Raw genomic sequence first — 22,558 nt, 5'->3', positions numbered from 1 at the left:
CTCAGAAATGGCCGCCGGCGATCTCCGCGGTGGGCGCATCGCCCGGATGGGTGAAGAGCTTGCCGCCCTCAGCCCAGAGCGTCGAGGCGATCGACAGCAGGCCGAAGAGCGCATAGCCACCGAAGAGCGGCACCACGGTTCCGTCGAACATCTGCCCGACCGCGCCGCCGATCAGCGCGCCGCCCGTCGTCGAGACGAAGCCGGTGACTGCCGTCGCGGTTCCGGCGATATGGCCCATCGGTTCGAGGCTGATCGCGGTGAAGTTGGTCGCGATCACCGCGAACATCATCAAAAGCGCGGTAAAAGCGGCATAGGTGAACACGAAAGAGGGCTTGCCGGCGAGCGCGACCGCGAAGCCGAGCGCGGCGACCAGCGTGAACAGGATCATGCCGACATGGGAGATGCGCCGCATGCCGAAGCGGCGGACGAAGGCGCCGTTGGCGAAATTCGCCACCGCGATGCCGCCCGCCGTCCCGGCGAAGGCGAGCGGCAGCCAGTCGCCGAGGCCGTAGACCTCGCCGAAGATCTGCGGCACGCTGACGACATAGGCGCAGATCACCGCCGTGAACAAGGTCAGGCCGATCATGTAGCCGCAGGTGATGCGGTTGGTCAGCACCGCCGCGAAACCCTGGCCGACGGCGGCGAAGGAGAGCGGAATGCGCTCCTCCCGCGGCAGCGATTCGGCCATGCGCGTCGAGGCCCAGGCAAAGAGCACCGCGCCCGCGACACCGAGCGCGATGAAAATCCAGTACCAGGGCGCAACCGCGACGATCGCCTGTCCGGCCGAGGGCGCGATGATCGGCACCAGCATGAAGACGATCATCACATAGGACATGACGCGCGCCATGTCGCGGCCGCCGAAGCAGTCGCGCACGACCGCCATCGTGGTGATGCGCACCGCAGCACCTCCGACGCCTTGCAGGAAGCGCAGCACCAGCAGCATCTCGAAGCTCGTCGTCCAGGCGGCGGCAAAGGTGGTGACGGTGAAGAAGGCAAGCCCGCCGAGCAGCACGCGGCGGCGGCCGAACGCATCGGAAATCGAGCCGAACAGGATCTGCGAACAGCCGAAGCCGAGGAAGAACACACCGATGATCAGCTGCGTGTCGTTCATGTTCTCGACGGCGAGCGCCTCGCCGATGCGGGGCAGGGCCGGCAGCATGATGTCGATGGCGAGTGCGATGCTCGCCGTCATCAGGGCGATGGTGACGATGAATTCGCCGATGCCCATGCCAATGCGGGCGGCACCATTCGGCGTGGAGGTCGGTTGAGCGGACATGGAGGTGCTTTCGAGTGTCTGTGATTCTTTGAAAAGTCAGGTGCGGAACAGCCGCCCGCCTTCGGCGACCAGCACCAACAGGATGGCGACCAGGGCGATGGCGAAGAAGCTGACGGCCAGCGGCGTCACCGTCCCGTCGAAGGCCTGGCCGATCGAGGCGCCGATGACGGCGCCGAGGATCGTCTGGGTGAAGCCGAGGACGGAGGAGGCGGTGCCGGCGACATGGCCGAGCGGCTCCATCGCCATCGCATTGAAGTTCGAGACGATCAGGCCGAACTGGAAGATCGTCGCGCCATAGAGGATGGCGAACAGCCAGAGCGGCAGGAAGCCGGACAGCGACGCGACCATCCAGAGGAAGCTCGACACGGTGAAGCCGAGCAGCGCCGTCTGCGACAGGTGGCGCATGCCGAAACGCTTGACGAGGCGGGAATTGACGAAGGAAGCGAGCGCCATCGTCCCGGCAAAGGCGGCAAAGGCGAGCGGGAACCAGACGCCGAGGCCGTAAACGCCGTCGAAGACCTGCTGCGAGGAATTGACGAAGCCGAACAGCGACCCGAAGAGGACCGAGGTCGCCAGCGAATAGAACAGCGCCATGCGGTTGGTCAGCACGATGCGGAAGCCGTCGGCGATGACGCGGAAGGTGAAATCGCGGCGGTTCTCGGGCTTCAGCGTTTCCGGCAGGCGAAAGAAGACGTTCGCGGCGACGAAGAGGCCGAAGGCGGCGACGACGAGGAAGATCAGGTGCCACTCGCCGAACAGCATGATCAACTGGCCGATGCTCGGCGCGATCACCGGCACGAGCATGAACACCATGAAGACCAGCGACATGATCTCGGCCATCTGCCGCCCGCCATAGACGTCGCGGACGATGGAAACGGTGACGACGCGGGTCGCGGCCGCACCCGCGCCCTGCACGAAGCGCAGGATCAGCAGCGCGGAGAAGGTGGGCACGAAGGCGATGGCGAAGGCGCAGGCCGTATAGACGAACAGGCCACCGAGCAGCGCGCCCTTGCGGCCGAAACGATCCGACAGGGGGCCGAAGAAGAGCTGGGTGACGCCGGTGCCGAGCATGTAGCTCGACAGGACCAGCTGGCGCTGATTCTCGTCGGCGACGCCGAGGCTGGCGCCGATTTCCTGCAGTCCCGGCAGCATGATGTCGATCGAGATGGCGTTGATCGCCATCAGCATGGCCATCAGCGAGACGAAGGCCGTCTTCGACAGGCCGGGAATCCCGGCCGGTGCCGGGGCGGGGGCATGCATGACTTTGTCCTGACCGGCGTCGCGAAACGCCGAAGTGACACCGGCGCGGCGCCGGGCTCGTGAAATATCGGTCGGCACGGATGCCGGTGTGGGAGATGGATGCCGTGCGGCGCACGGGGCGTCCGGTCGCCTTGAGGCGGCGCGGACAAAGCGGGCGCGCGAAACGCGGGCCGGAATTTTAGAAAGACTTCATGGAAAGCGCAAACCGGAAAAGGCGGACCCTGCCGCCTTTGTCCGCTCTCGTGGTGGAAGACGGGCGGGTGCCGCGATGGGCGCCCGACGGTCGTATCGGGCGTCCGCTCAGGCGGCGCCCTTGACCGAAATCCCCTGTTCCTCGAAAAGCGCCTGAAGCTCGCCCGCCTGGAACATTTCCGTCACGATGTCACAACCGCCGACGAATTCGCCCTTGACATAGAGCTGCGGAATGGTCGGCCAGCTGGAGAAATCCTTGATGCCCTGACGCAGGTCCGCATCGGCGAGCACGTTGATGCCCTTGTAGCTGACGCCGACATAGTCGAGGATCTGCGCGACCTTGCCGGAAAACCCGCATTGCGGGAACTGCGGCGTGCCCTTCATGAAAAGCACGACGTCGTTCGACTGGACTTCGTTGGCGATGAAATCGCTGATACCGCTCATTGCACTTGGCCTTTCTCTCCGGTTTCAAGGACCGGGTCCGTCCGAACCTTGCCGACCCTGAGGGCGTGCAAGGAATTGATCATGATATCGAAGCAGCGTCGGGCCGGCCGATGCACCGCCCTTCCTGCGACGATAGATAACATGCATCGCGCTGATTTTCACCAGCGAAACACCACGAAATTTAATGATGGGCCACAATAAAACCCGGCCGTGGCCGATCGGTCGCTGCCGCGGTCAGGCCCGCTTCGAACGGCTGCGCGCCGCAGCGGTGCGGCGGCGGCTGACCTGTTTTTTCGCCGCCGCCTTCGCGCGCGCGGGCTTGGCGCGGGTGAAGCGGCCCGTCGTGGCCGAGCGCGCCGGGGACGAGCGGGTCTTGCGCTTCTTGCGCTTGGTGACGGTCTTCGCGCCTGCCTTCTTGAGGATTTCCTTCAGCACGTTGTCGACGATGCCGGTCACCAGTTCCTTCATCAGGTCGGCCATGGCGGTTTACTCCGGCGCGGAGGTCTGAAGCGCCAGGGCGTGAAGCACGCCGCCCATATTGCCCTGCAGCGCATCGTAGACCATCTTGTGCTGCTGGACACGGCTCTTGCCGCGAAAGGCTTCCGCCACGACTTCCGCCGCATAGTGGTCGCCGTCGCCGGCGAGGTCGCGGATCGTCACCTGCGCGCCGGGAATGCCATCCTTGATCAGCTTTTCGATATCGCGCGCATGCATGGCCACGGCACTGGTCTCCGATTCCGTTGCTTTTTCAGCAAGGATAGGGGCGAAGCGGGGCCAAGGTCAATCCGGCGCCGCGCGCAATCGCCGCGGCGCCGGTCAAATCTCACGCCGCTTTGCCGCCGTCCATGAAGGCGGGGAACCAGCCCTCATGCGCTTCCTTCAGCGCCGCGACCGGGACCGGGCGCGCTTCGCCGAGCACCACCGCATCGCCGCCGGTCCGCCCGATCCACGGGCAGAAGATGCCCACGTCCCGGGCGGCCTCGAAGACCGCGTCGAGATCGTCCTCGCTGACCGTCACGAGGTAGCGGCCCTGGTCCTCGCCGAAGAAGACCGGGATCGGATCGACGTCGTTCAGCTGGTTGACCGTCGCGCCGATGCCGGACGCCATCGCCATTTCGGCAAGGCCGAGCGCCAGGCCGCCGGAGGAGAGATCGTGGACGGCGGTGGCGATCCCCTTGCGGATGAGCCCGCGGACGAAATCGCCGACCGTCTTCTCATGCGCCAGATCGACCGGCGGCGGCGCGCCGTCGCTGCGGCCATGCAGGTCGCGCAGATAGATCGACTGGCCGAGATGGGTGCCCCAGCTTCCGGGCGCCCCGGCGAGCAGGATCGCCTCGCCTTCCGCCGCGAAGCGGATGCGCGCCATCGCCGACCAGTCCGAAAGCAGGCCGACGCCGGCGATCGTCGGGGTCGGCAGGATCGCCTGGCCGTGGGTCTCGTTGTAAAGCGAGACATTGCCCGAGACGATCGGGAAATCGAGCGCCCGGCAGGCCTCGCCGATGCCCTTGATGGCATGGACGAGCTGGCTCATGATTTCCGGCTTTTCCGGATTGCCGAAATTGAGGTTGTCGGTGGCGGCGAGCGGCAGGGCACCCGTCGCGGTGATGTTGCGCCAGCATTCGGCCACCGCCTGCTTGCCGCCCTCGAAGGGATCGGCCTCGACATAGCGCGGCGTGACGTCGGAGGAGAAGGCGAGCGCCTTGGTCTCATGACCCTCGACGCGCACGACGCCGGCATCGCCGCCCGGAAGCTGCAACGAATTGCCCTGGATCAGCGTGTCATATTGCTCGAAGACCCAGCGGCGGGAGGATTCGTTCGCCGAACCGACAAGCGCGAGCAGCGCATCGGCAATATCCGCCTGCGGAATGTCGCTGGGGCCAAGCGGCGAGGGGGTCTTCGCCGGGGTCCAGGGCCGGTCGTATTCCGGCGCCTCGTCGCCGAGTTCCTTGATCGGCAGGTTGGCGACTTCCTCGCCCTGGTGCAGGATACGGAAGCGCAGGTCGTCGGTCGTCTTGCCGACGATGGCGAAGTCGAGGCCCCATTTGACGAAGATCGCCTTGGCTTCCTCTTCCTTCTCCGGCTTCAAGACCATGAGCATGCGCTCCTGGCTTTCCGACAGCATCATCTCGTAGGCCGTCATGCGCTCCTCGCGCACCGGGACGGTGTCGAGATCGAGCTCGATGCCGAGGTCGCCCTTGGCGCCCATCTCGACGGCCGAGCAGGTGAGGCCGGCAGCTCCCATGTCCTGGATGGCGATGACCGCGCCGGTCTGCATCAGTTCGAGGCAGGCTTCGAGCAGGCATTTTTCGGTGAAGGGATCGCCGACCTGAACGGTCGGGCGCTTCTCCTCGATGGTCTCGTCGAATTCGGCGGACGCCATGGTCGCGCCGCCGACGCCGTCGCGGCCGGTCTTGGCGCCGAGATAGACGACGGGCAGGCCGACGCCTTCCGCCTTCGAGTAGAAGATCGCGTCGGTCCTGGCGAGGCCGGCGGCAAAGGCGTTGACGAGGATGTTGCCGTTGTAGCGGGCGTCGAATTCGACCTCGCCGCCGACCGTCGGCACGCCGAAGGAATTGCCGTAGCCGCCGACGCCGGCGACGACGCCGGAGACGAGATGGCGGGTCTTCGGATGGTCCGGCGCGCCAAAGCGCAGCGCGTTCATCGCGGCGATCGGCCGGGCGCCCATGGTGAAGACGTCGCGTAGGATGCCGCCGACGCCGGTCGCCGCGCCCTGATAGGGCTCGATGAAGGAGGGGTGGTTGTGGCTTTCCATCTTGAAGACGACGCAGTCGCCGTCGCCGATGTCGACGACGCCGGCATTCTCGCCGGGGCCCTGGATGACGACATCGCCCGTGGTCGGCAGCGTCTTCAGCCATTTCTTCGAGGATTTGTACGAGCAGTGCTCGTTCCACATCGCCGAGAAGATGCCGAGTTCGGTGAAGGTCGGCTCGCGGCCGATCAGGCCGAGGATACGCTCGTATTCATCGGGCTTCAGCCCGTGCGCGGCGATCAGCTCGGGGGTGATGGGGCGGGTATTGGAAATCGTCATCGGCAGCCGTCCGGTTGGCGTCGGACCGGACATGCCTTCGGCACCGGCCCGCAGAGCTCTTTCGTCCGGCCGTCTTTAGCCGATGATCCGGCTAGGCGCGACAGGAAAATCGGCGCGGCCGCTGCCGGATCGCGGTTTTCAGCAGGAGAATCCGGCCCTCGAGGGGCCGGACCCATGGCGTGGATCAGCCGAACAGCTTGGCGGCGATCTTCGTCACATGGGCGCCCTGGTAGCGGGCGGCCTCGAGCTCGATCTCGGAGGGCTGGCGCGAACCGTCGCCGCCGGTGATCGTCGAGGCGCCATAGGGTGAGCCGCCCTTGACTTCCTCGAGGCCCATCTGGCCCTGGAAGGCGTAGGGAAGGCCGACGACGACCATGCCGTGATGCAGGAGCGTCGGGATGAAGCCGAGGATCGTCGTTTCCTGGCCGCCGTGCTGGGTGGCGGACGAGGTGAACACCGAGCCGACCTTTCCGACTAGGGCGCCCTTGGCCCAGAGGCCGCCGGTCTGGTCGATGAAGTTGCGCATCTGCGAGGCGACCGTGCCATAGCGGGTGCCGGCGCCGAAGATGATCGCGTCATACTGGTCGAGTTCGGAGGGCGAGGCGATCGGGGCTTCCTGGTCGAGCTTGTAGTAGGACGCCTTGGCGACCTCCTCGGAGACCAGCTCCGGGACGCGCTTGATGGTGACGTCGCCACCGGCGGAGGTGACGCCTTCCGCGACGGCCTTCGCCATCGTCTCGATATGCCCGTAGGCCGAATAGTAGAGAACCAGTACCTTCGCCATCGTTCGTCTCCTTCGTGTCGCCGGCAAATCCACTTGCCTGCCGATAGACGTAGGACTTAACAGTTTGAGACCCCAGAGCCAGAACCTTCATCATCGACAGAGCGTTCAGTTTTCGTTGACAGTGACGAGCAGATATTGAACGACCTTATCCAACAGGATTGCCCCATGACAGACGCGACGATCGTCACGGCCGCCATTCTCGCCATCGGCGACGAACTCCTCTCCGGCCGGACGAAGGACAAGAACATCGGCCATCTGGCGCAGGTGCTGACGCTTGTCGGCATCGACCTGAAGGAGGTGCGCATCGTGCCGGATGACGAGGAGGAGATCGTCGCGGCGCTGAATGCGCTGCGGGCGCGCTACACCTATGTCTTCACCTCGGGCGGGATCGGGCCGACCCATGACGACATCACGGCCGACGCCGTGTCGCGCGCCTTCGGCGTCGCCTGCATCCATGACGACGAGGCGATGGCGCTTCTCGGCGCCATGTACGAGCGGCGCGGGCTGGACTTCACCGAGGCGCGCCAGCGCATGGCGCGGATGCCGCAAGGCGCGCGCCACATTCCGAACGCCGTCTCGACGGCGCCCGGCTTCATCATCGGCAATGTCCATGTGATGGCGGGCGTGCCGCAGGTGTTCCAGGCGATGGTCGACGCGCTGATCCCGCAGTTGCAGACCGGCACGCCGGTCCAGTCCCGCTCCGTGCTCTCGCCCTTCGGGGAAGGGGATATCGGCGGACCACTGGCTGAGGTGCAGAAGGCGCATCCCGAGACAAGCATCGGCTCCTATCCGAAATTCGTCGGCCGGAATTTTTCCACCGACATCGTCATCCGCGCCCGTGATGCGGGCACGCTCGACGCGGCGGAAAACGCGGTGCGCGCAATGCTGGATACAATCGCGGCGACGAGATCCGCCTAAGATTCGATTGTATCCAAAAGCCTGAGAAGCCCGTCGATGGTATCCAGCTCGCGAAAGCGTGGATGATTAGCCGGCTTTTCCGCATGCTCGTGCACCCAGGTCAGGTCATGCGGAACGTAGACGCCGAAGCTGCCCGCCGCGATCGCGGGCAGGATGTCGGACTTCAGGGAGTTGCCGACCATCAGCGCACGCCCGGCCCCGTCGCCATGGCGGGCGAAGATACGCTCATAGGTGGCGACCGTCTTGTCGCTGACGATCTCGACCGCGGCGAAGAGGTCGCCGAGGCCGGAAGCCGCGAGCTTGCGCTCCTGGTCGAAGAGATCGCCCTTGGTGATCATCAGCAGCCGGTAGCGCGGCGCCAGCGCCTCCAGCGTCTCGCGCACGCCGGGAAGGGTTTCGACCGGATGGGCAAGCATCTCGCGGCCGGCGGCGAGAATGCCGGAGACGACCGCGCCCGGTGCTTTGCCTTCCGTCACCTCCAGCGCCGTCTCGATCATCGACAAGGTAAAACCCTTGATGCCGAAGCCGTAGAGCCCGAGATTGCGCCGCTCGGCGGCGAGCAGCCGCGCATCGAGATCGGCGGCCTCGGCGTAAGGCGCGAGCAATTCGGCGAAGCGCGCCTGGGTAAAGCGGTAGAACTGCTCGTTCTGCCACAGCGTGTCGTCGGCATCGAAGGCGATCGTCGTCAGCGCCATCGCCGGATCAGGGGCCGACGATCTTGAAGGGCTGGTCGACGCTGGCGCTGCGGTTGCCGTTGACGTCGTTGAAATGGAAGCGCAGCACATAGTCGCCGGCCGGCGCGCCGGTGACGTCGATCGTCAGCGTCGAATAGATCTCGAGATTGCGGACATAGCCGGTGAAGGTGAAGTCGCCAAAGGATTTCTGGCTGGCGAGGATATCGCCGCCGGGATTGAGAATGTCGAAATCGACGGTGAAGTGCGTTTCGATCTTGCCGTCGGTCGCCGACGGCTTCCAGGTCAGGCCGGAAGGCTCGACATAGGAGACGAGCGGCTCGCCCGCCTTGAATTCGGGCTTGTCCTTCGGGGCATACATCGCATAGCCGGCAGGCGGGGCGGTAACGAACACGGCCTTGCCGATGACGAAGGGCAGAGACTGGGAAAAATCGCTGAGCGCCTGGCGCATGACGTCGCGGGCGCCGAGCGCGTCGCCCGACGCGGCGAGGCTCTCGGCCTTGCTCGCCGCATCGACGAGGCTGCCGGCCTTCGCCGGAAGGCAGAGGCCGGTTACGGCAAACCCTGTCGCCAGACCCATGGCAAGGACGGTGGCGCGGATCGCGCCCAGGCTCCTGTTTCCGATCATCCAGCCCCGTCTCGCCATCTCGTCCACCCCATACGCCGGATCGCGGGACGGAGCTTGTGCATTTGGCGGAGGGGAGTCAAGGCCATCGACGCAAACCAAATTCGGGCGGGCGCCGTCGTCTCGCAGTGCGTCAAACGACATGTACGGACAAATACAAACTGGTATCCGCCGCGGCGATATGCGATAGGCGTTCGATCACGCAAACGGCGAAGGGAGCGTCCGATGAAACAGGCCATCGACACCGCGGCGGACGCACTGCGCGCGCTCTTTCCACCGACGCCGCTGCAGTTCAGCGAGCATCTTTCGGCCCGCTACGGTGCGCGCATCCACCTGAAGCGCGAGGATCTCTCGCCGGTGCGCTCCTACAAGATCCGCGGCGCGTTCAATTTTTTCCGCAAGATCCTCGCGACCGAGGGCGCGCCCAGCCGTTTCGTCTGCGCTTCCGCCGGAAACCACGCGCAGGGTTTTGCCTTCGTCTGCCGCCATTTCGGCGTCGAGGGCGTCGTGTTCATGCCGGTGACGACGCCGCAGCAGAAGATCGACAAGACCAGAGCCTTCGGCGGCGATTTCATCACCATCCGGCTCGTCGGCGATTTCTTCGACGTCTGCTACCGGGCCGCGCGCGACCATGCCGAGACGAGCGGCGCGCTCATGGTGCCGCCCTTCGACGATCCGGACGTGATCGAGGGGCAGGGAACGGTGGCGGCCGAGATCGTCGCGCAGCTGCCGGACGGCGAAACGCCCGACCTCGTGCTGATGCCCGTCGGTGGCGGCGGGCTTTCGGCCGGTATGACCGCCTATCTCGACGGCGTGCTGCCGCCGGAGGCGTTCCGCTTCTGCGAGCCGCTCGGCGCGCCGAGCCTGCGCGCGAGCCTTGAGGAGGGGCGCGTCGTCACGCTCGACAGCGTCGACAATTTCGTCGACGGCGCTGCGGTCGCGCGCATCGGCGACCTCAATTTCGAAGCCCTCCGGCGCTTTGCCGCCGGCCAGGTGATCGTCGTGCCGGAAAACGCCATCTGCGTCACGATCATCCACATGCTGAACGTCGAGGGCATCGTGCTGGAACCGGCCGGCGCGCTCGCGATCACCGCGCTCGACGCGCTTGCGCCCGACGCGGTCGAGGGCAAGACGATCGTCGCCGTCGTCTCCGGCGGCAATTTCGATTTCGAGCGCTTGCCCGACGTCAAGGAACGCGCCATGCGCCATGCCGGGCTGAAGAAATACTTCATCGTCCGGATGGCGCAGCGTCCCGGCGCGCTCAAGGATTTCCTCGCCATGCTCGGCGAGGAGGACGACATCGCCCGCTTCGAATATCTGAAGAAATCGGCGCGCAATTTCGGCTCGGTGCTGATCGGCATCGAGACGGTGCGGCCGGAGAATTTTCGCCGGCTCAAGGATGCCTTCGATGCCGCGAACCTGACCTATCAGGACATCACCTACAACGATATCCTGTCTAACCTCGTCATCTGAGGATTGGTATATCAGTCCTGGTCATCGCGCGTCAGGGTGACGGGCGGCGCGGCTCCTCGGCCAGGTAGCGCATCAGCGCCGCCATCTCGCCTGTCGCGGCGGCGGCATCGCCCCGGTGGATGGCGCGGATCACCCGCACATGCATCATCACCGATCCGTCCATGCGGCCGGGTTCCGCGCCGGCGAACCAGAGGCGGCGCGCATGGCTTTGCAGCGGCTGCAGCGCCGTCATCAGGAAGCGGTTGGGGCAGGCGGCGTCGAGCGCCTCGTCGAAGGCCTTGTCGGCGACGAGGAAGCCTTCGCGGTCGCTGCGGATCGAGGCGGCCGTCATCTCCTGCGCCAGCCCGATCATCCGCTCGCGCGCGTCCTCCGTGGCATGGGTGGCGACGAGCCCCGCCGCCATCGGCTCCAGGACCGCGCGGGTCGCCATGATATGGGCGTGGTCGGCGGGACCGATCGCGGCGATCTGCAGCCCGACACGCGGCCGAACGGCGATCAGCCCCTCCCAGGCGAGCTTCTGGATCGCCTCGCGCACCGGCGTGCGTCCCTGGCCGGTCAGGTCGATCAGCTGCTTTTCCGTCACCAGGGCGCCCGGCGCGAGCTTCAGGGTCACGATGTGCTGCTCGAGCGCGAGATAGGCGAGGTGGGCCTGGGAGTCCGACGACATGGTGGCATCCGATTGACGAGAAAGCTGATATATCACACCTTGACAGGCGAGGAAAGTCATGGCATCCATTGTGATATATCAGAACCGATGGAGGTCAACATGTGGCGTGGCGTGTTTCCGGCAGTGACGACGAAATTCACCGAGGACGGGGCGCTTGACAGGGCCGAGATGGAGCGCTGCTTCGCCCTGCAGTTCGAGGCGGGCGTCGACGGCATGATCGTCTGCGGCTCGCTCGGCGAGAACATGGCGCTGGAGCCGGAGGAGAAGCTGGAGGTCCTGTCGATCGCGAGATCCGTGTCCGGCGGCAAGCCCGTGCTGATGACGGTCTGCGAAAGCGCGACGCGCCGTGCCGGAAATGCCGCCCGGGCCGCGGCGAAGGCGGGCGCCGACGGGCTGATGATCCTGCCCGGCGTGCCCTACAAGTCCGCGCCGGCCGAAACGCTCGGCCATATCGGTGCCGTGGCCGCCGCCGCGGGGCTGCCGGTCATGGTCTACAACAACCCGATCGCCTACGGCGTCGACGTCACGCTCTCGATGTTCGATGAACTGGCGAAGAACGACCTCGTCGTCGCGATGAAGGAATCGACCGACGACATCCGCCGCGTCACCGACGTGCTGACCCGGTTCGGCGCGCGTTTCGACTGCTTCACCGGCGTCGACAATCTGGCGCTCGAAAGCCTGCTGATGGGCGCCCATGGCTGGGTCGCTGGCCTCGTCGTCGCCTTCCCGAAGGAGACGGTGGCGATCTGGAAGCTCGTCCAGGCCGGCCGGCTCGACGAGGCGCGGGCGATCTATCGCTGGTTCCGCCCGTTGCTCGATCTCGACGTGTCGACCAATCTCGTCCAGAACATCAAGCTCGCCGAGGTCTTCGCCATCGACAGCAACGACCGCGTCCGCGCGCCGCGCCTGGCGCTGTCGGGCGCCGAGCGCGCCCGCGTCGCCGCCATCATCGAGGCGGCGCTGGCGCAGCGCCCGGAGCTTCCCGTTCTCTGACGTCCCGGTGCGACCCCCGGAAAAAGGCCCGGCTGGCGAGAGGCGAGCCGGGCCTTTCCGCATTTGCCTCAGCTGAGGAACACGGCCTTGACGCCGTCGACGACGAACTGCACGGCAAGGGCCGCCAGGATGACACCGAGAAGCCGGGTGAGGATCGCGCGGCCCGTCACGCCGAGGAAGCGGTCGAGCCGCTCGGCGATGATCAGCGCGGCATAGAGCAGCGCGAAGCAGCCGGCGATGACGGCGATCAGTTCCACCCGTTCGACCGGGGTCGGAAAGGCGCCGGCGAGCAGGATCGTCGCCGAGATCGCCCCCGGCCCGGCGATCAGCGGCAGGGCCAGCGGAAACACCGCGATATTGTGCAGATGGTCGATCGAGATCGCCGTCTCGCCGGTCTTCTCCTTCCTCTCGTTGCGTTTCTCGAAGATCATCTCGAAGGCGATCCAGAACAGGAGCAGGCCGCCGGCGATGCGGAACGCGCCGATCGAGATGCCGAGCAGGCCGAGGATGCTGTCGCCGAACAGCGCGAAGGCGGCGAGGATGCCGAAGGCGATCAGCGTGCCGCGCGCCGCCACCTGCCGGCGCTGTTCGCGCGTCATGCCGACGGTGAGGCTGAGGAAGATCGGCGCGAGGCCGGGCGGATCGATGGTGACCAGGATCGTCGTCAGCGCATTGATCAGCAGATCGGGATTGAACATGCGGCATGTCGTCCTTTGGCGCGGGGTTTCGACCCTGGGTTTCGGCATTTCCCCGATTTAGCCATGCCCCGGCCCGGCTTGCCAAGGCATCCGAGGCGCGCCATCCCTTGAAAAACCGGGTCACGGGCGGCAAAGACGAAGCAAAAGACCGGAAAAGCGCCGCAAACCGTTCTCAAACCGGGCAAAACTGTTTAAAACCGTCGGCTGAAATTGGCGATTGCCGTGCCCTTCGGCTATACCCGTCCTTCAATGATTCCGAACAGAGATCGTGACAGACCTTGACTGACCAATCCACGACCGGCGGCGGCAAGACACCCGGCATCGAACCGATTTCGATCGTCGAGGAAATGCAGCGTTCCTATCTCGATTACGCGATGAGCGTCATCGTCAGCCGCGCGCTGCCGGATGTGCGCGACGGGTTGAAGCCGGTCCATCGGCGCATCCTCTATGCGAGCCACGAAAGCGGCTATCACTGGAACCGGAAATACGTGAAGTCGGCCCGTCCCGTCTCCGACGTGATGGGTAAGTACCATCCCCATGGCGATGCCTCGATCTACGATGCCCTCGTGCGCATGGCGCAGGACTGGTCGATGCGCGTGCCGCTCGTCGACGGCCAGGGCAATTTCGGTTCGATCGACGGCGATCCGCCGGCGGCGATGCGCTACACCGAGGCGCGCCTGACCAAGGCCGCCCACGAGATCATGGAGGACATCGACAAGGACACGGTCGATTTCCAGGAGAACTATGACGGCTCCGACACGGAGCCGAAGGTCCTGCCGGCGAAATTCCCGAACCTTCTCGTCAACGGCGCGGGCGGCATCGCCGTCGGCATGGCGACGAACATTCCGCCGCACAACCTCGCCGAGGTGATCGACGGCTGCATCGCGCTGATCGACAATCCGGCGATCGAGCTGCCGGAACTGATGCAGATCATTCCGGGTCCCGATTTCCCGACCGGCGCGCTGATCCTCGGCCGCGCCGGCATCCGCTCGGCCTACGAAACCGGCCGCGGCTCGGTGATCATGCGCGGCCGGGCCCATATCGAGCCGATGCGCGGCGACCGCGAGCAGATCATCGTCACCGAGGTTCCCTACCAGGTCAACAAGGCGTCGATGATCGAGAAGATGGCGGAACTCGTGCGCGAGAAGCGTATCGAGGGCATCTCGGACCTGCGCGACGAAAGCGACCGGCAGGGCTACCGCGTCGTCATCGAGCTGAAACGCGATGCCAATGCCGAGGTGATCCTCAACCAGCTCTACCGCTACACGCCGCTGCAGACCTCGTTCGGCTGCAACATGGTGGCGCTCAACGGCGGCAAGCCGGAACAGCTGGCGCTCCTCGACATGCTGCGCGCCTTCGTCGCCTTCCGCGAGGAGGTTGTTAGCCGGAGAACGAAATATCTTCTGCGCAAGGCGCGCGAGCGGGCGCATGTGCTGGTCGGCCTCGCCATCGCCGTCGCCAACATCGACGAGGTGATCCGCGTCATCCGCACCGCGCCCGATCCGCAGTCGGCGCGCGAGGAACTGATGACGCGGCGCTGGCCGGCGGTGGACGTCGAAAGCCTGATCCTGCTGATCGACGATCCGCGCCACCGGATCAACGAGGACGGCACCTACAATCTTTCCGAAGAGCAGGCCCGCGCCATCCTGGAGCTGCGCCTTGCCCGGCTGACCGCGCTCGGCCGCGACGAGATCGGCGACGAACTGAACACGATCGGCCTGGAGATCGCCGATTACCTCGATATTCTCTCCTCGCGCCTGCGCATCATGACGATCGTCAAGGAAGAGCTTGCCGCGATCCGCGACGAGTTCGGCACGCCGCGCCGCTCCGAGATCGTCGAGGGCGGGCCGGACATGGAGGACGAGGACCTCATCGCCCGCGAGGACATGGTCGTCACCGTCTCCCATCTCGGCTACATCAAGCGCGTGCCGCTCGCCACCTACCGGGCGCAAAGGCGAGGCGGCAAGGGCCGATCCGGCATGGCGACGCGCGACGAGGATTTCGTTACCCGGCTTTTCGTCTCCAACACCCACACGCCGGTGCTGTTCTTCTCCTCGCGCGGCATCGTCTACAAGGAAAAGGTCTGGCGCCTGCCGATCGGCACGCCGCAGTCGCGCGGCAAGGCGCTGATCAACCTGCTGCCGCTGGAAAACGGCGAACGCATCACCACGATCATGCCGCTGCCCGAGGACGAGACGAGCTGGGAAAACCTCGACGTGATGTTCTCGACGACGCGCGGCACGGTCCGGCGCAACAAGCTCTCCGACTTCGTCCAGGTCAACCGCAACGGCAAGATCGCGATGAAGCTCGAGGAGGACGGCGACGAGATCCTCTCCGTCGAGACCTGCACCGAGCGTGACGATGTGCTTCTGACCACGGCGCTCGGCCAGTGCATCCGCTTCCCCGTCGACGATGTGCGTGTCTTTGCCGGGCGCAATTCCATCGGCGTGCGCGGCATCTCGCTCGGCGAGGGCGATCGCATCATCTCGATGACCATCGTCGGCCATGTCGATGCCGAGCCCTGGGAACGCGCCGCCTATCTCAAGCGCGCGGCCGCCGAGCGGCGGGTCGCGACCGGCGAGGAGGAGGACATCACCCTTATCGGGGAAGAGGTGGCCGAAGAGGGCCAGCTCGACGATGCGCGCTACGAGGAACTGAAGGCGCGCGAGGAATTCGTGCTGACCGTCTCGGAAAAGGGCTTCGGCAAGCGCTCTTCGACCTATGATTTCCGCACCTCGGGGCGCGGCGGCAAGGGCATTCGCGCCACCGACACATCGAAGACGGCCGAAATCGGCGAACTCGTCGCGGCCTTCCCCGTGGAGGACAAGGACCAGATCATGCTGGTGTCGGACGGCGGGCAGCTCATCCGGGTTCCGGTCGGCGGCATTCGCCTGGCAAGCCGCGCCACGAAGGGCGTCACGATCTTTTCAACCGCCAGGGACGAAAAGGTGGTGTCGGTCGAGCGCATCAACGAACCGGACGGGGAGGACGATGTCGGTGATGTCGCGCCCGATGGCGGCACTGCCGCCGCCGACTGAGCCGCGCATGTCATTCTTTGCGAAAAAAAACGGCCGGACAGGGAGGGGAACCTGTCCGGCCGACGTTCCATGCAGCGACTGGAGGAGGAGATGAGCCGCGTGGAAGATTTCTGTGGTCCGCTCCGCGCCGCCTCAGACGTTGAAGCCGCCGTCCACGGAGTTGCGACGCTGTGCGTTGCGGTCGTTCTGCAGTTCGAAGATCATCTTGGTGAAGTCGACGAGGAACACGATGCAGATGATCGACGATGCGATCATCATTGCCGCGGCCATGCGTAAACCTCCCTGCCGGTCTTGAAGACGTCTTTGTTGGCATCTTCGAGCTGCTCGGCGCGCAGCGCCTTGACGGTGGCGAAGAGCAGGCTGAAGAACATCGTGATCGAAAGTACTGTCAGGGCCATCGTCTTGATCCTTGTCGTGTAGCGAAAGAACGATGCGGCACAAAAAAAGTTCCCGGCGCCGCGTTGTTGTGCGTTGGGCGGCCTCGTCCGCGATTTCGGCCCGCCTTTGCTGCGATCTCTCCCAGATCCGTGTTTCAGCTTTATGCCGTTGCGCGCCCGGCCGATGTTCCCTGGGAAACAGGCGCATTCCGGAGTGCTCCCTTGCGGTTGCGCGCCGTCCGTGACAAAAGGCGTCGCAAACGGGGCAGGGCGTGATGACGACGGCATTCTATCCCGGGTCCTTCGACCCGATGACCAACGGTCATCTCGACATTCTCGGCCAGGCGCTCGCGGTGGCCGCGCGGGTCGTGGTCGCGATCGGCGTCCATCCCGGCAAGGCGCCGCTCTTCTCTTTCGAGGAGCGGGCCGGACTGATCCGCGCTTCCGTCGCGCAAGCCTTTCCCGAAGGGGCCGCCCGTCTGACGGTGACGGCCTTTGCCGGCCTCGCCGTCGACGCCGCGCGTGCCGAAGGCGCAACGCTCCTGATCCGGGGCCTGCGCGACGGCACGGATCTCGACTACGAGATGCAGATGGCCGGAATGAACCGACAGATGGCCCCCGACATCCAGACGGTGTTCCTTCCGGCCGCGCCCGCATCCCGGCCCATTACCGCCACATTGGTCCGCCAGATCGCGGCCATGGGCGGAGACGTCCGTGCCTTCGTCCCGCCACCGGTGCTGGCAGCGCTTGCGGCCAGGCAGCGTCCGTGACAGGACAGATAAAACCGATCGCCGCGTCGATCGTCCTTAGGGAGAGTGATCCGATGACCATGACACGCCGGGCCCTTGCAGGCGCCGTTCTCGCCGCCGCGCTGCTTTCGGGCCTGCCGGCCCGGGCCGCCGACCAGTTCCTCACGATCCAGCTCAAGGACGGGCCGGTGGTGATCAGGCTGCGCCCCGACATCGCGCCGAAGCATGTCGCCCAGATCGAGGCGCTCGCCAAGGCCGGCGAATACGACAATGTCGCCTTCCATCGCGTCATCGACGGTTTCATGGCCCAGACCGGCGACGTGCAGTATGGCGATCTCGAAAACGGCTACCAGCCGTCGATGGCGGGCATGGGCGGCTCGACCAAGCCCGATATCCCCGCCGAGTTCTCCGACGTGCCCTTTGCCCGCGGCACCGTCGGCATGGCGCGCTCGCAGGATCCGAACTCGGCGAACTCGCAGTTCTTCATCATGTTCGCGCCCGGCGACTTCCTCAACGGCCAGTACACGGTGGTCGGCGAAGTGGTCGAGGGCATGGAGAATGTCGACAAGATCAAGCGCGGCTCGGGCGGGAACGGCGAGGTCAGCGACCCCGACCGCATGATCAGCGTCAAGGTCGGCAAGTAACCGTTTCCGGTTCTCAGCGGAAACCCATCCACGACGTTCGAGGCAGGACGTCCAAGACAAGGAGAAGACCATGGCCGAGATCAAGGATCCGGAAAACACGCTGGTGCTCGAAACCACCAAGGGCAAGGTCGTGATCGAGCTCATGCCGAACCTGGCGCCGGGCCACGTCAGCCGCATCAAGGAACTGGCGCGGGAAGGGGCCTATGACGGTGTCGTCTTCCATCGCGTCATCGAGGACTTCATGGCCCAGACGGGCGACGTCAAGTTCGGCAAGACCGGCGGCAAGGACTTCAATCCCGCCCGCGCCGGCATGGGCGGCTCCGACAAGCCGGACCTGAAGGCGGAATTCTCCAACGTCAGCCATGTGCGCGGCACCTGCTCGATGGCGCGCAGCCAGATGCCGAACTCGGCGAACTCGCAGTTCTTCATCTGCTTCACCGATGCGCCCTGGCTCAACCGCCAGTACACGGTCTGGGGTCAGGTGATCGAGGGCATGGACAATATCGACCAGATCAAGCGCGGCGAGCCGGTCAAGGATCCCGACGTGATCGTCTCGGCCAAGGTTGCCGCTGACATCACGGCCTGATAGAGACAGGTCCGAGATCGCCGCCCCCGTGAGATCGTCGCGGGGGCGGTTTTCGTTTTTTCGGAGGTGTGACGATGGCAGCGTTCTTGTGGGGATTGCTGGCGGTGGCGGCCGGAGCCTGCATCGCCATCCAGGCGCCGATCAACGCCCAGCTCGGCCGCGGCCTCGGCATGCCCTTCGCCGCGGCCGGTGTCTCCTTCGTCGCCGGCGCGGTGCTTCTCGCCACCGCGACGCTGGTCATGGCGAAGGTCGAGGGCCGCATGCCGGACTGGCGCGCGCCGGCACCCTGGCTCTATGTCGCCGGCGGCCTGCTCGGCACGGTCTATGTGACGACCGCGATCCTTCTGACGCCGAGGATCGGCGCGGCCGCCGTCATGGCCTTCGCCGTGACCGGCCAGCTTCTCGCCGGCCTCATCATCGACCAGATCGGCTTTCTCGGCGTGCCGCTGCACGAGATCTCGCTCGGTCGGCTCGCGGGCGCGCTGCTGCTCGTCACCGGCGCGGTGATGATCCGGCTGCTGTGATCGCACGATGCGTGTCGATCTCTTCGATTTCGATCTCCCGGAAAACGCGATCGCGCTGCGGCCGGCTGCGCCGCGCGACAGCGCGCGTCTGCTCGTCGTCCGGCCCGGCGCGCCGGTCGCCCTCGAGGACCGCGGCGTGCTCGACCTGCCGTCGTTCCTGCGGCCCGGCGACGCCATGGTGTTCAACGACACGCGGGTGATCCCGGCCCAGCTCCACGGCGAGCGCCATCGCGAAGGAGCGGGCGGTCTCATGATCTCCGCGACGCTGCACATGCGCGTCGCGCCCGATCGCTGGCAGGCCTTCGCCCGCCCCGGCAAGCGGATCAAGGTCGGCGACCGCATCCGTTTCGGCCATCAGTCGAATGCCTGCCTTGCCGGCGCTCTCGACGCGACGGTGGAGGCGAAAGGCGAGGCCGGCGACATCACGCTCGTCTTCGATCTGTCCGGGCCGGCGCTCGATGCCGCGATCGCCGAGGTCGGTCATATTCCGCTTCCGCCCTATATCGCCTCGAAACGGCCGGAGGATGCGCGCGACGGCGTCGACTACCAGACGGTCTATGCCCGCGCGGACGGCGCGGTCGCGGCACCGACGGCCGGGCTGCATTTCACCGACCGGCTGTTGTCCGCGCTGGACGCGATCGGCGTTGAAAAACACTTCGTCACGCTGCATGTCGGGGCAGGCACCTTCCTGCCGGTCAAGGCGGACGATACGGACGATCACGTGATGCACCAGGAGATCGGCCATGTCGACGCTGCGGTCGCCGATCGGCTGAACGCGGTCAGGGCGCGGGGAGGGCGCATCGTCTCCGTCGGCACGACGTCGCTGCGCCTCCTCGAAAGCGCTGCGGATGCCGACGGCACCATCCGTCCCTTTGCCGGGCCGACCGGCATCTTCATCACGCCCGGCTACCGTTTTCGCGCCGTCGATCTGCTGATGACCAATTTCCACCTGCCGAAATCGACGCTGTTCATGCTGGTCTCGGCCTTTGCCGGACTGGAGACGATGCGGGGCGCCTATGCCCATGCCGTCGCCTCCGGATACCGGTTCTATTCCTATGGCGACAGCAGCCTGCTTTTCCGGAAGGACGCATGAGCGAGAGGTTTGAGTTCACCCTGAAGGCGACGGACGGCCATGCCCGTCTCGGCACCGTGTCCATGCCGCGCGGCGAGATCCGCACACCGGCCTTCATGCCCGTCGGCACGGTCGGCACGGTCAAGGCGATGTATCTCGACCAGGTGCGCGCTCTCGGCGCCGACATCATCCTCGGCAATACCTATCACCTGATGCTGAGGCCGGGCCCGGAGCGGGTCGCCCGTCTCGGCGGCCTGCACACTCTTATCCGCTGGCCGCATCCGATCCTGACCGATTCCGGCGGTTTCCAGGTGATGTCGCTTTCGGGCCTGCGCAAGCTCGACGAAGAGGGCGTCACCTTCAAGTCGCATATCGACGGGGCGCTGCACCATATGTCGCCGGAGCGCTCGATCGAGATCCAGGGGCTGCTCGGCAGCGACATCCAGATGCAGCTCGACGAATGCGTGGCACTGCCGACCACGGCGGGCGAGATCGAACGGGCGATGGAACTGTCGCTACGCTGGGCCGAACGCTGCAAGTCGGCCTTCGGCGACCAGCCGGGCAAGGCGATGTTCGGCATCGTCCAGGGCGGCGACATTCCCTCGCTGCGGCTGCGCTCCGCCGCCGCCCTCTCCGCGCTCGATCTCAAGGGCTATGCGATCGGCGGGCTCGCCGTCGGCGAGCCGCAGGCCGTGATGCTTGAGATGCTGGAAGCGACCTGCCCGGCGCTTCCCTTCGAGAAGCCGCGTTACCTGATGGGCGTCGGCACGCCAGAGGATATCCTGCTCTCGGTCGCGCGCGGCATCGACATGTTCGACTGCGTGATGCCGACCCGTTCGGGCCGGCATGGCCTCGCTTTCACCAGGCGCGGCCGGGTCAATATCCGCAATGCCCGCCACGCCGAGGACCTGCGGCCGCTCGACGAGGCCTCGGACTGCCCGGCGGCGCGGGATTATTCGCGCGCCTATCTGCACCATCTCGTCCGCTCCAACGAGGCGCTGGGCGGCATGCTGCTCAGCTGGAACAATCTCGCCTATTACCAGGACCTGATGAAGGGCATCCGCGCGGCGATCGCGCAAGGCCGTTTCACCGCCTTCATGGAAGAGACGCTGGAGGAATGGCGCCGGGGCGATCTCGCGCCGCTCTGATGCACCACGCGCGATAATGCCGGCGGGTGGGCTGCGCAGCACCGTCTTGATGGATGGGACCGGGCCAGCGTCACGCGCCGGCCCGGTCCTTCGCCTTTCGCGCCGCCTTCAGGCGGCCTTGGCCTTCACGACGATCCGCTTCAGATCGCCGCTGCCGGCGGCCGTCAGCTTGATCGAGTAGAGATAGTCGCGCCGCGTCGGGAAGGTGAAGGTCGAGGCGGTCGGGGTGATCTTGCCGCTCGCCGCCGATTCCCAGGTGTAGACCGACGAGATCGGCCGCTGCTTCACCGTCCAGGTCAGGCTTGTCGGCGAGCCCGGCGGCAGGATGACGTCGACCAGCGCGGCGCCGTTTCCGAAGACCTGCGGCTGTGCCGTCAGGTCCTTCTTCTCGATCCCCATGTCGAGATACTGGTAGGACGACCACAGCTCGTTGACGTAGGAGTCCGCATGGGCGCGCAGGCGCTGGCGGGTCTTTTCCAGCCCGACGACGCGCGGCCGGACCTTTTCGCGGCCACGATCCTTGGTCAGCACCATGACATTGGCGGTCAGGATGATGCCGCGGCGGAACGAAACGACCGTCTTCGAGATCTTGTTGCCCGAGGCGAAACCGTAATCCTGGAAGCGCTCGGGATGGGGGCGGTTGAAGAGGTGGTCGACCACGGTGCAGTCGAAGACTGGCTCGCCATGCAGCGGCGAGGCATGGATCAGGTCGACGAGATGGTTCGGGTCGAAATAGTAATTGTGCGGGATCGGCTCGGTGACGCCGCCGAAGGTGACGGCGGTGGTGAAGGCGTAGACGCCGCCGGGCTTCAGCACCCGTTCGACCTCGCGGAAGTGGCGCAGGAAGTCCTCGTCCGTGCCGATATGCTCGAAGGAGCCGGTCGACCAGCAGAAGTCGTAGCTCTCGTCGGGGAACTTCAGGTCGCGCATGTCCATGGCCATCGCGTCGACCTTGGCGTCCTCGATCGGCCAGGGTGCCTTCTTCAGCACGAGGTCGCGCGGGTTTTCCGTGCGCACGCCGACCCAGCCGCTGTCCGGCAGGTAAAGATCCGTGACCATCGTCTTGGCGACACGCGGCACGATGGCGTAGATCAGCTTTTCGGTTCCCGCGCCCATCGCCAGCGCATGGGCGTCGGGACGCAGCATCCCCTTCTGCGACAGGGCCCGGTAGATCATTGCGAATTCCCAGGCCCGCCGGGAGCCGAAGGGCGTCGACTTCAATTCGCCGCGGATGATGTCATCGATATCCGGATGAAAAAAATCGTGGATGTCACACACTTTTTGCAGCGACAGAGTCACGCGCATTCCTCGCAGTCAGATGGAGAAGCCCAGGCAGGCTCCATCTCTAT

Annotated in this window: 24 protein-coding genes; 10 read left to right on the top strand and 14 right to left on the bottom strand. The window is 65.8% G+C overall.

What is annotated here, in order from left to right; all coding sequences use genetic code 11:
- Position 1: 1 nt before the first annotated feature.
- The 7 genes from ACEVQ6_RS10855 to wrbA all read right to left on the bottom strand — a co-directional run bounded on the left by ACEVQ6_RS10855 (position 2) and on the right by wrbA (position 7,005).
- Complete coding sequence (locus ACEVQ6_RS10855; RefSeq protein ID WP_374888997.1) at positions 2 to 1,276, bottom strand: multidrug effflux MFS transporter; 1,275 nt, start codon at positions 1,274 to 1,276, stop codon at positions 2 to 4.
- A gap of 36 nt (positions 1,277 to 1,312) precedes the next feature.
- Positions 1,313 to 2,536: a multidrug effflux MFS transporter gene (locus tag ACEVQ6_RS10850; RefSeq protein ID WP_374888996.1), complete on the bottom strand. Its 1,224-nt coding sequence runs from the start codon at positions 2,534 to 2,536 to the stop codon at positions 1,313 to 1,315.
- A gap of 300 nt (positions 2,537 to 2,836) precedes the next feature.
- Positions 2,837 to 3,172: a Grx4 family monothiol glutaredoxin gene (gene grxD, locus ACEVQ6_RS10845; RefSeq protein ID WP_374888995.1), complete on the bottom strand. Its 336-nt coding sequence runs from the start codon at positions 3,170 to 3,172 to the stop codon at positions 2,837 to 2,839.
- Positions 3,173 to 3,406: 234 nt separating this feature from the next.
- The gene (locus ACEVQ6_RS10840) at positions 3,407 to 3,652 is read right to left on the bottom strand and encodes a hypothetical protein (RefSeq protein ID WP_374888994.1); all 246 of its coding nucleotides are present in this window, start codon (positions 3,650 to 3,652) and stop codon (positions 3,407 to 3,409) included.
- Between the two features lie 6 nt (positions 3,653 to 3,658).
- Complete coding sequence (locus ACEVQ6_RS10835; protein ID WP_374888993.1) at positions 3,659 to 3,892, bottom strand: BolA/IbaG family iron-sulfur metabolism protein; 234 nt, start codon at positions 3,890 to 3,892, stop codon at positions 3,659 to 3,661.
- A 103-nt stretch (positions 3,893 to 3,995) separates the two neighbouring features.
- Positions 3,996 to 6,221: a phosphoribosylformylglycinamidine synthase subunit PurL gene (purL, locus tag ACEVQ6_RS10830; RefSeq protein ID WP_374888992.1), complete on the bottom strand. Its 2,226-nt coding sequence runs from the start codon at positions 6,219 to 6,221 to the stop codon at positions 3,996 to 3,998.
- A 184-nt stretch (positions 6,222 to 6,405) separates the two neighbouring features.
- Positions 6,406 to 7,005 carry an NAD(P)H:quinone oxidoreductase type IV gene (gene wrbA, locus ACEVQ6_RS10825; protein WP_374888991.1) on the bottom strand — a complete coding sequence of 200 codons (600 nt, stop codon included), beginning with the start codon at positions 7,003 to 7,005 and terminating at the stop codon, positions 6,406 to 6,408.
- Positions 7,006 to 7,170: 165 nt separating this feature from the next.
- Here wrbA and ACEVQ6_RS10820 point away from each other — a divergent pair, with 165 nt between their 5' ends.
- On the top strand, positions 7,171 to 7,923 hold the full coding sequence (locus ACEVQ6_RS10820; RefSeq protein WP_374888990.1) for a competence/damage-inducible protein A: 753 nt from the start codon (positions 7,171 to 7,173) through the stop codon (positions 7,921 to 7,923).
- Here ACEVQ6_RS10820 and ACEVQ6_RS10815 read toward each other — a convergent pair.
- On the bottom strand, positions 7,920 to 8,618 hold the full coding sequence (locus tag ACEVQ6_RS10815) for an HAD family hydrolase (protein WP_374888989.1): 699 nt from the start codon (positions 8,616 to 8,618) through the stop codon (positions 7,920 to 7,922). The genes ACEVQ6_RS10820 and ACEVQ6_RS10815 overlap by 4 nt on opposite strands.
- A 7-nt stretch (positions 8,619 to 8,625) precedes the next feature.
- Complete coding sequence (locus ACEVQ6_RS10810; RefSeq protein WP_374889194.1) at positions 8,626 to 9,195, bottom strand: hypothetical protein; 570 nt, start codon at positions 9,193 to 9,195, stop codon at positions 8,626 to 8,628.
- Between the two features lie 270 nt (positions 9,196 to 9,465).
- Between ACEVQ6_RS10810 and ilvA the strand changes: the two genes are divergently transcribed.
- Positions 9,466 to 10,713, top strand: a complete 1,248-nt coding sequence (ilvA, locus tag ACEVQ6_RS10805; RefSeq protein ID WP_374888988.1) for a threonine ammonia-lyase — start codon at positions 9,466 to 9,468, stop codon at positions 10,711 to 10,713.
- 31 nt (positions 10,714 to 10,744) lie between these two features.
- Here ilvA and ACEVQ6_RS10800 read toward each other — a convergent pair whose 3' ends face one another.
- Positions 10,745 to 11,380, bottom strand: a complete 636-nt coding sequence (locus tag ACEVQ6_RS10800; protein ID WP_374888987.1) for a GntR family transcriptional regulator — start codon at positions 11,378 to 11,380, stop codon at positions 10,745 to 10,747.
- A 99-nt stretch (positions 11,381 to 11,479) separates the two neighbouring features.
- On the opposite strand from ACEVQ6_RS10800, the gene ACEVQ6_RS10795 reads away from it, so the two are divergent.
- Positions 11,480 to 12,373, top strand: coding sequence for a dihydrodipicolinate synthase family protein (locus tag ACEVQ6_RS10795; protein ID WP_374888986.1), 894 nt, complete (start codon positions 11,480 to 11,482; stop codon positions 12,371 to 12,373).
- A gap of 68 nt (positions 12,374 to 12,441) precedes the next feature.
- Here the strand turns inward: ACEVQ6_RS10795 and ACEVQ6_RS10790 are convergent, their stop codons facing one another.
- Positions 12,442 to 13,071, bottom strand: a complete 630-nt coding sequence (locus tag ACEVQ6_RS10790) for a MarC family protein (RefSeq protein ID WP_374888985.1) — start codon at positions 13,069 to 13,071, stop codon at positions 12,442 to 12,444.
- A gap of 278 nt (positions 13,072 to 13,349) precedes the next feature.
- Here ACEVQ6_RS10790 and gyrA point away from each other — a divergent pair, with 278 nt between their 5' ends.
- Positions 13,350 to 16,109, top strand: a complete 2,760-nt coding sequence (gene gyrA, locus ACEVQ6_RS10785; protein ID WP_374888984.1) for a DNA gyrase subunit A — start codon at positions 13,350 to 13,352, stop codon at positions 16,107 to 16,109.
- Between the two features lie 132 nt (positions 16,110 to 16,241).
- Here gyrA and ACEVQ6_RS10780 read toward each other — a convergent pair whose 3' ends face one another.
- Both ACEVQ6_RS10780 and ACEVQ6_RS10775 read right to left on the bottom strand, forming a co-directional pair.
- On the bottom strand, positions 16,242 to 16,379 hold the full coding sequence (locus ACEVQ6_RS10780; RefSeq protein ID WP_374888983.1) for a hypothetical protein: 138 nt from the start codon (positions 16,377 to 16,379) through the stop codon (positions 16,242 to 16,244).
- Entirely contained in the window at positions 16,364 to 16,507 is a 144-nt protein-coding gene (locus ACEVQ6_RS10775) for a hypothetical protein (protein WP_374888982.1), read from the bottom strand. Before ACEVQ6_RS10775 ends, ACEVQ6_RS10780 begins: the two co-directional genes overlap by 16 nt.
- 254 nt (positions 16,508 to 16,761) lie before the next feature.
- Here ACEVQ6_RS10775 and coaD point away from each other — a divergent pair, with 254 nt between their 5' ends.
- From coaD to tgt, 6 genes are all read left to right on the top strand, one after another.
- Entirely contained in the window at positions 16,762 to 17,256 is a 495-nt protein-coding gene (gene coaD / locus ACEVQ6_RS10770) for a pantetheine-phosphate adenylyltransferase (RefSeq protein ID WP_374888981.1), read from the top strand.
- Positions 17,257 to 17,309: 53 nt separating this feature from the next.
- Positions 17,310 to 17,879 carry a peptidylprolyl isomerase gene (locus ACEVQ6_RS10765; RefSeq protein ID WP_374888980.1) on the top strand — a complete coding sequence of 190 codons (570 nt, stop codon included), beginning with the start codon at positions 17,310 to 17,312 and terminating at the stop codon, positions 17,877 to 17,879.
- 70 nt (positions 17,880 to 17,949) lie between these two features.
- Positions 17,950 to 18,465 (top strand): peptidylprolyl isomerase, encoded by a 516-nt coding sequence (locus ACEVQ6_RS10760; RefSeq protein ID WP_374888979.1) that lies wholly within the window; start codon positions 17,950 to 17,952, stop codon positions 18,463 to 18,465.
- Positions 18,466 to 18,539: 74 nt separating this feature from the next.
- A complete protein-coding gene (locus ACEVQ6_RS10755) occupies positions 18,540 to 18,989 on the top strand; it encodes a DMT family transporter (protein WP_374888978.1) in 450 nt (149 codons plus the stop codon).
- Positions 18,990 to 18,996: 7 nt separating this feature from the next.
- On the top strand, positions 18,997 to 20,082 hold the full coding sequence (gene queA / locus ACEVQ6_RS10750) for a tRNA preQ1(34) S-adenosylmethionine ribosyltransferase-isomerase QueA (RefSeq protein WP_374888977.1): 1,086 nt from the start codon (positions 18,997 to 18,999) through the stop codon (positions 20,080 to 20,082).
- Positions 20,079 to 21,209: a tRNA guanosine(34) transglycosylase Tgt gene (tgt, locus tag ACEVQ6_RS10745; protein ID WP_374888976.1), complete on the top strand. Its 1,131-nt coding sequence runs from the start codon at positions 20,079 to 20,081 to the stop codon at positions 21,207 to 21,209. The genes queA and tgt overlap by 4 nt, the downstream gene beginning before the upstream one ends.
- Before the next feature lie 108 nt (positions 21,210 to 21,317).
- On the opposite strand, the gene ACEVQ6_RS10740 is transcribed toward tgt, so the two are convergent.
- Positions 21,318 to 22,385: a class I SAM-dependent methyltransferase gene (locus ACEVQ6_RS10740; RefSeq protein WP_374888975.1), complete on the bottom strand. Its 1,068-nt coding sequence runs from the start codon at positions 22,383 to 22,385 to the stop codon at positions 21,318 to 21,320.
- Positions 22,386 to 22,558 lie beyond the last annotated feature (173 nt).

The sequence above is a fragment of the Ensifer soli genome, assembly GCF_041928815.1.
In the GTDB taxonomy this organism is placed as follows: Bacteria; Pseudomonadota; Alphaproteobacteria; order Rhizobiales; family Rhizobiaceae; genus JBHFEI01.
This window is presented reverse-complemented; position numbering and strand designations above follow the sequence as displayed.

Excerpts from the sequence above, each read along its gene's own strand:
- ACEVQ6_RS10780 (WP_374888983.1), bottom strand. The coding sequence starts at position 16,379 with ATGGCCGCGGCAATGATGATCGCATCGTCGATCATCTGCATCGTGTTC.
- ACEVQ6_RS10840 (WP_374888994.1), bottom strand. The coding sequence starts at position 3,652 with ATGGCCGACCTGATGAAGGAACTGGTGACCGGCATCGTCGACAACGTG.
- ACEVQ6_RS10810 (WP_374889194.1), bottom strand. The coding sequence starts at position 9,195 with ATGGGTCTGGCGACAGGGTTTGCCGTAACCGGCCTCTGCCTTCCGGCG.
- ACEVQ6_RS10760 (WP_374888979.1), top strand. The coding sequence starts at position 17,950 with ATGGCCGAGATCAAGGATCCGGAAAACACGCTGGTGCTCGAAACCACC.
- ACEVQ6_RS10740 (WP_374888975.1), bottom strand. The coding sequence starts at position 22,385 with ATGATCTACCGGGCCCTGTCGCAGAAGGGGATGCTGCGTCCCGACGCC.
- ilvA (WP_374888988.1), top strand. The coding sequence starts at position 9,466 with ATGAAACAGGCCATCGACACCGCGGCGGACGCACTGCGCGCGCTCTTT.
- ACEVQ6_RS10855 (WP_374888997.1), bottom strand. The coding sequence starts at position 1,276 with ATGTCCGCTCAACCGACCTCCACGCCGAATGGTGCCGCCCGCATTGGC.
- ACEVQ6_RS10820 (WP_374888990.1), top strand. The coding sequence starts at position 7,171 with ATGACAGACGCGACGATCGTCACGGCCGCCATTCTCGCCATCGGCGAC.
- queA (WP_374888977.1), top strand. The coding sequence starts at position 18,997 with ATGCGTGTCGATCTCTTCGATTTCGATCTCCCGGAAAACGCGATCGCG.
- ACEVQ6_RS10755 (WP_374888978.1), top strand. The coding sequence starts at position 18,540 with ATGGCAGCGTTCTTGTGGGGATTGCTGGCGGTGGCGGCCGGAGCCTGC.
- ACEVQ6_RS10795 (WP_374888986.1), top strand. The coding sequence starts at position 11,480 with ATGTGGCGTGGCGTGTTTCCGGCAGTGACGACGAAATTCACCGAGGAC.
- wrbA (WP_374888991.1), bottom strand. The coding sequence starts at position 7,005 with ATGGCGAAGGTACTGGTTCTCTACTATTCGGCCTACGGGCATATCGAG.
- coaD (WP_374888981.1), top strand. The coding sequence starts at position 16,762 with ATGACGACGGCATTCTATCCCGGGTCCTTCGACCCGATGACCAACGGT.
- ACEVQ6_RS10775 (WP_374888982.1), bottom strand. The coding sequence starts at position 16,507 with ATGGCCCTGACAGTACTTTCGATCACGATGTTCTTCAGCCTGCTCTTC.
- ACEVQ6_RS10850 (WP_374888996.1), bottom strand. The coding sequence starts at position 2,536 with ATGCATGCCCCCGCCCCGGCACCGGCCGGGATTCCCGGCCTGTCGAAG.
- grxD (WP_374888995.1), bottom strand. The coding sequence starts at position 3,172 with ATGAGCGGTATCAGCGATTTCATCGCCAACGAAGTCCAGTCGAACGAC.
- ACEVQ6_RS10765 (WP_374888980.1), top strand. The coding sequence starts at position 17,310 with ATGACCATGACACGCCGGGCCCTTGCAGGCGCCGTTCTCGCCGCCGCG.
- purL (WP_374888992.1), bottom strand. The coding sequence starts at position 6,221 with ATGACGATTTCCAATACCCGCCCCATCACCCCCGAGCTGATCGCCGCG.
- tgt (WP_374888976.1), top strand. The coding sequence starts at position 20,079 with ATGAGCGAGAGGTTTGAGTTCACCCTGAAGGCGACGGACGGCCATGCC.
- ACEVQ6_RS10815 (WP_374888989.1), bottom strand. The coding sequence starts at position 8,618 with ATGGCGCTGACGACGATCGCCTTCGATGCCGACGACACGCTGTGGCAG.
- ACEVQ6_RS10790 (WP_374888985.1), bottom strand. The coding sequence starts at position 13,071 with ATGTTCAATCCCGATCTGCTGATCAATGCGCTGACGACGATCCTGGTC.
- ACEVQ6_RS10800 (WP_374888987.1), bottom strand. The coding sequence starts at position 11,380 with ATGTCGTCGGACTCCCAGGCCCACCTCGCCTATCTCGCGCTCGAGCAG.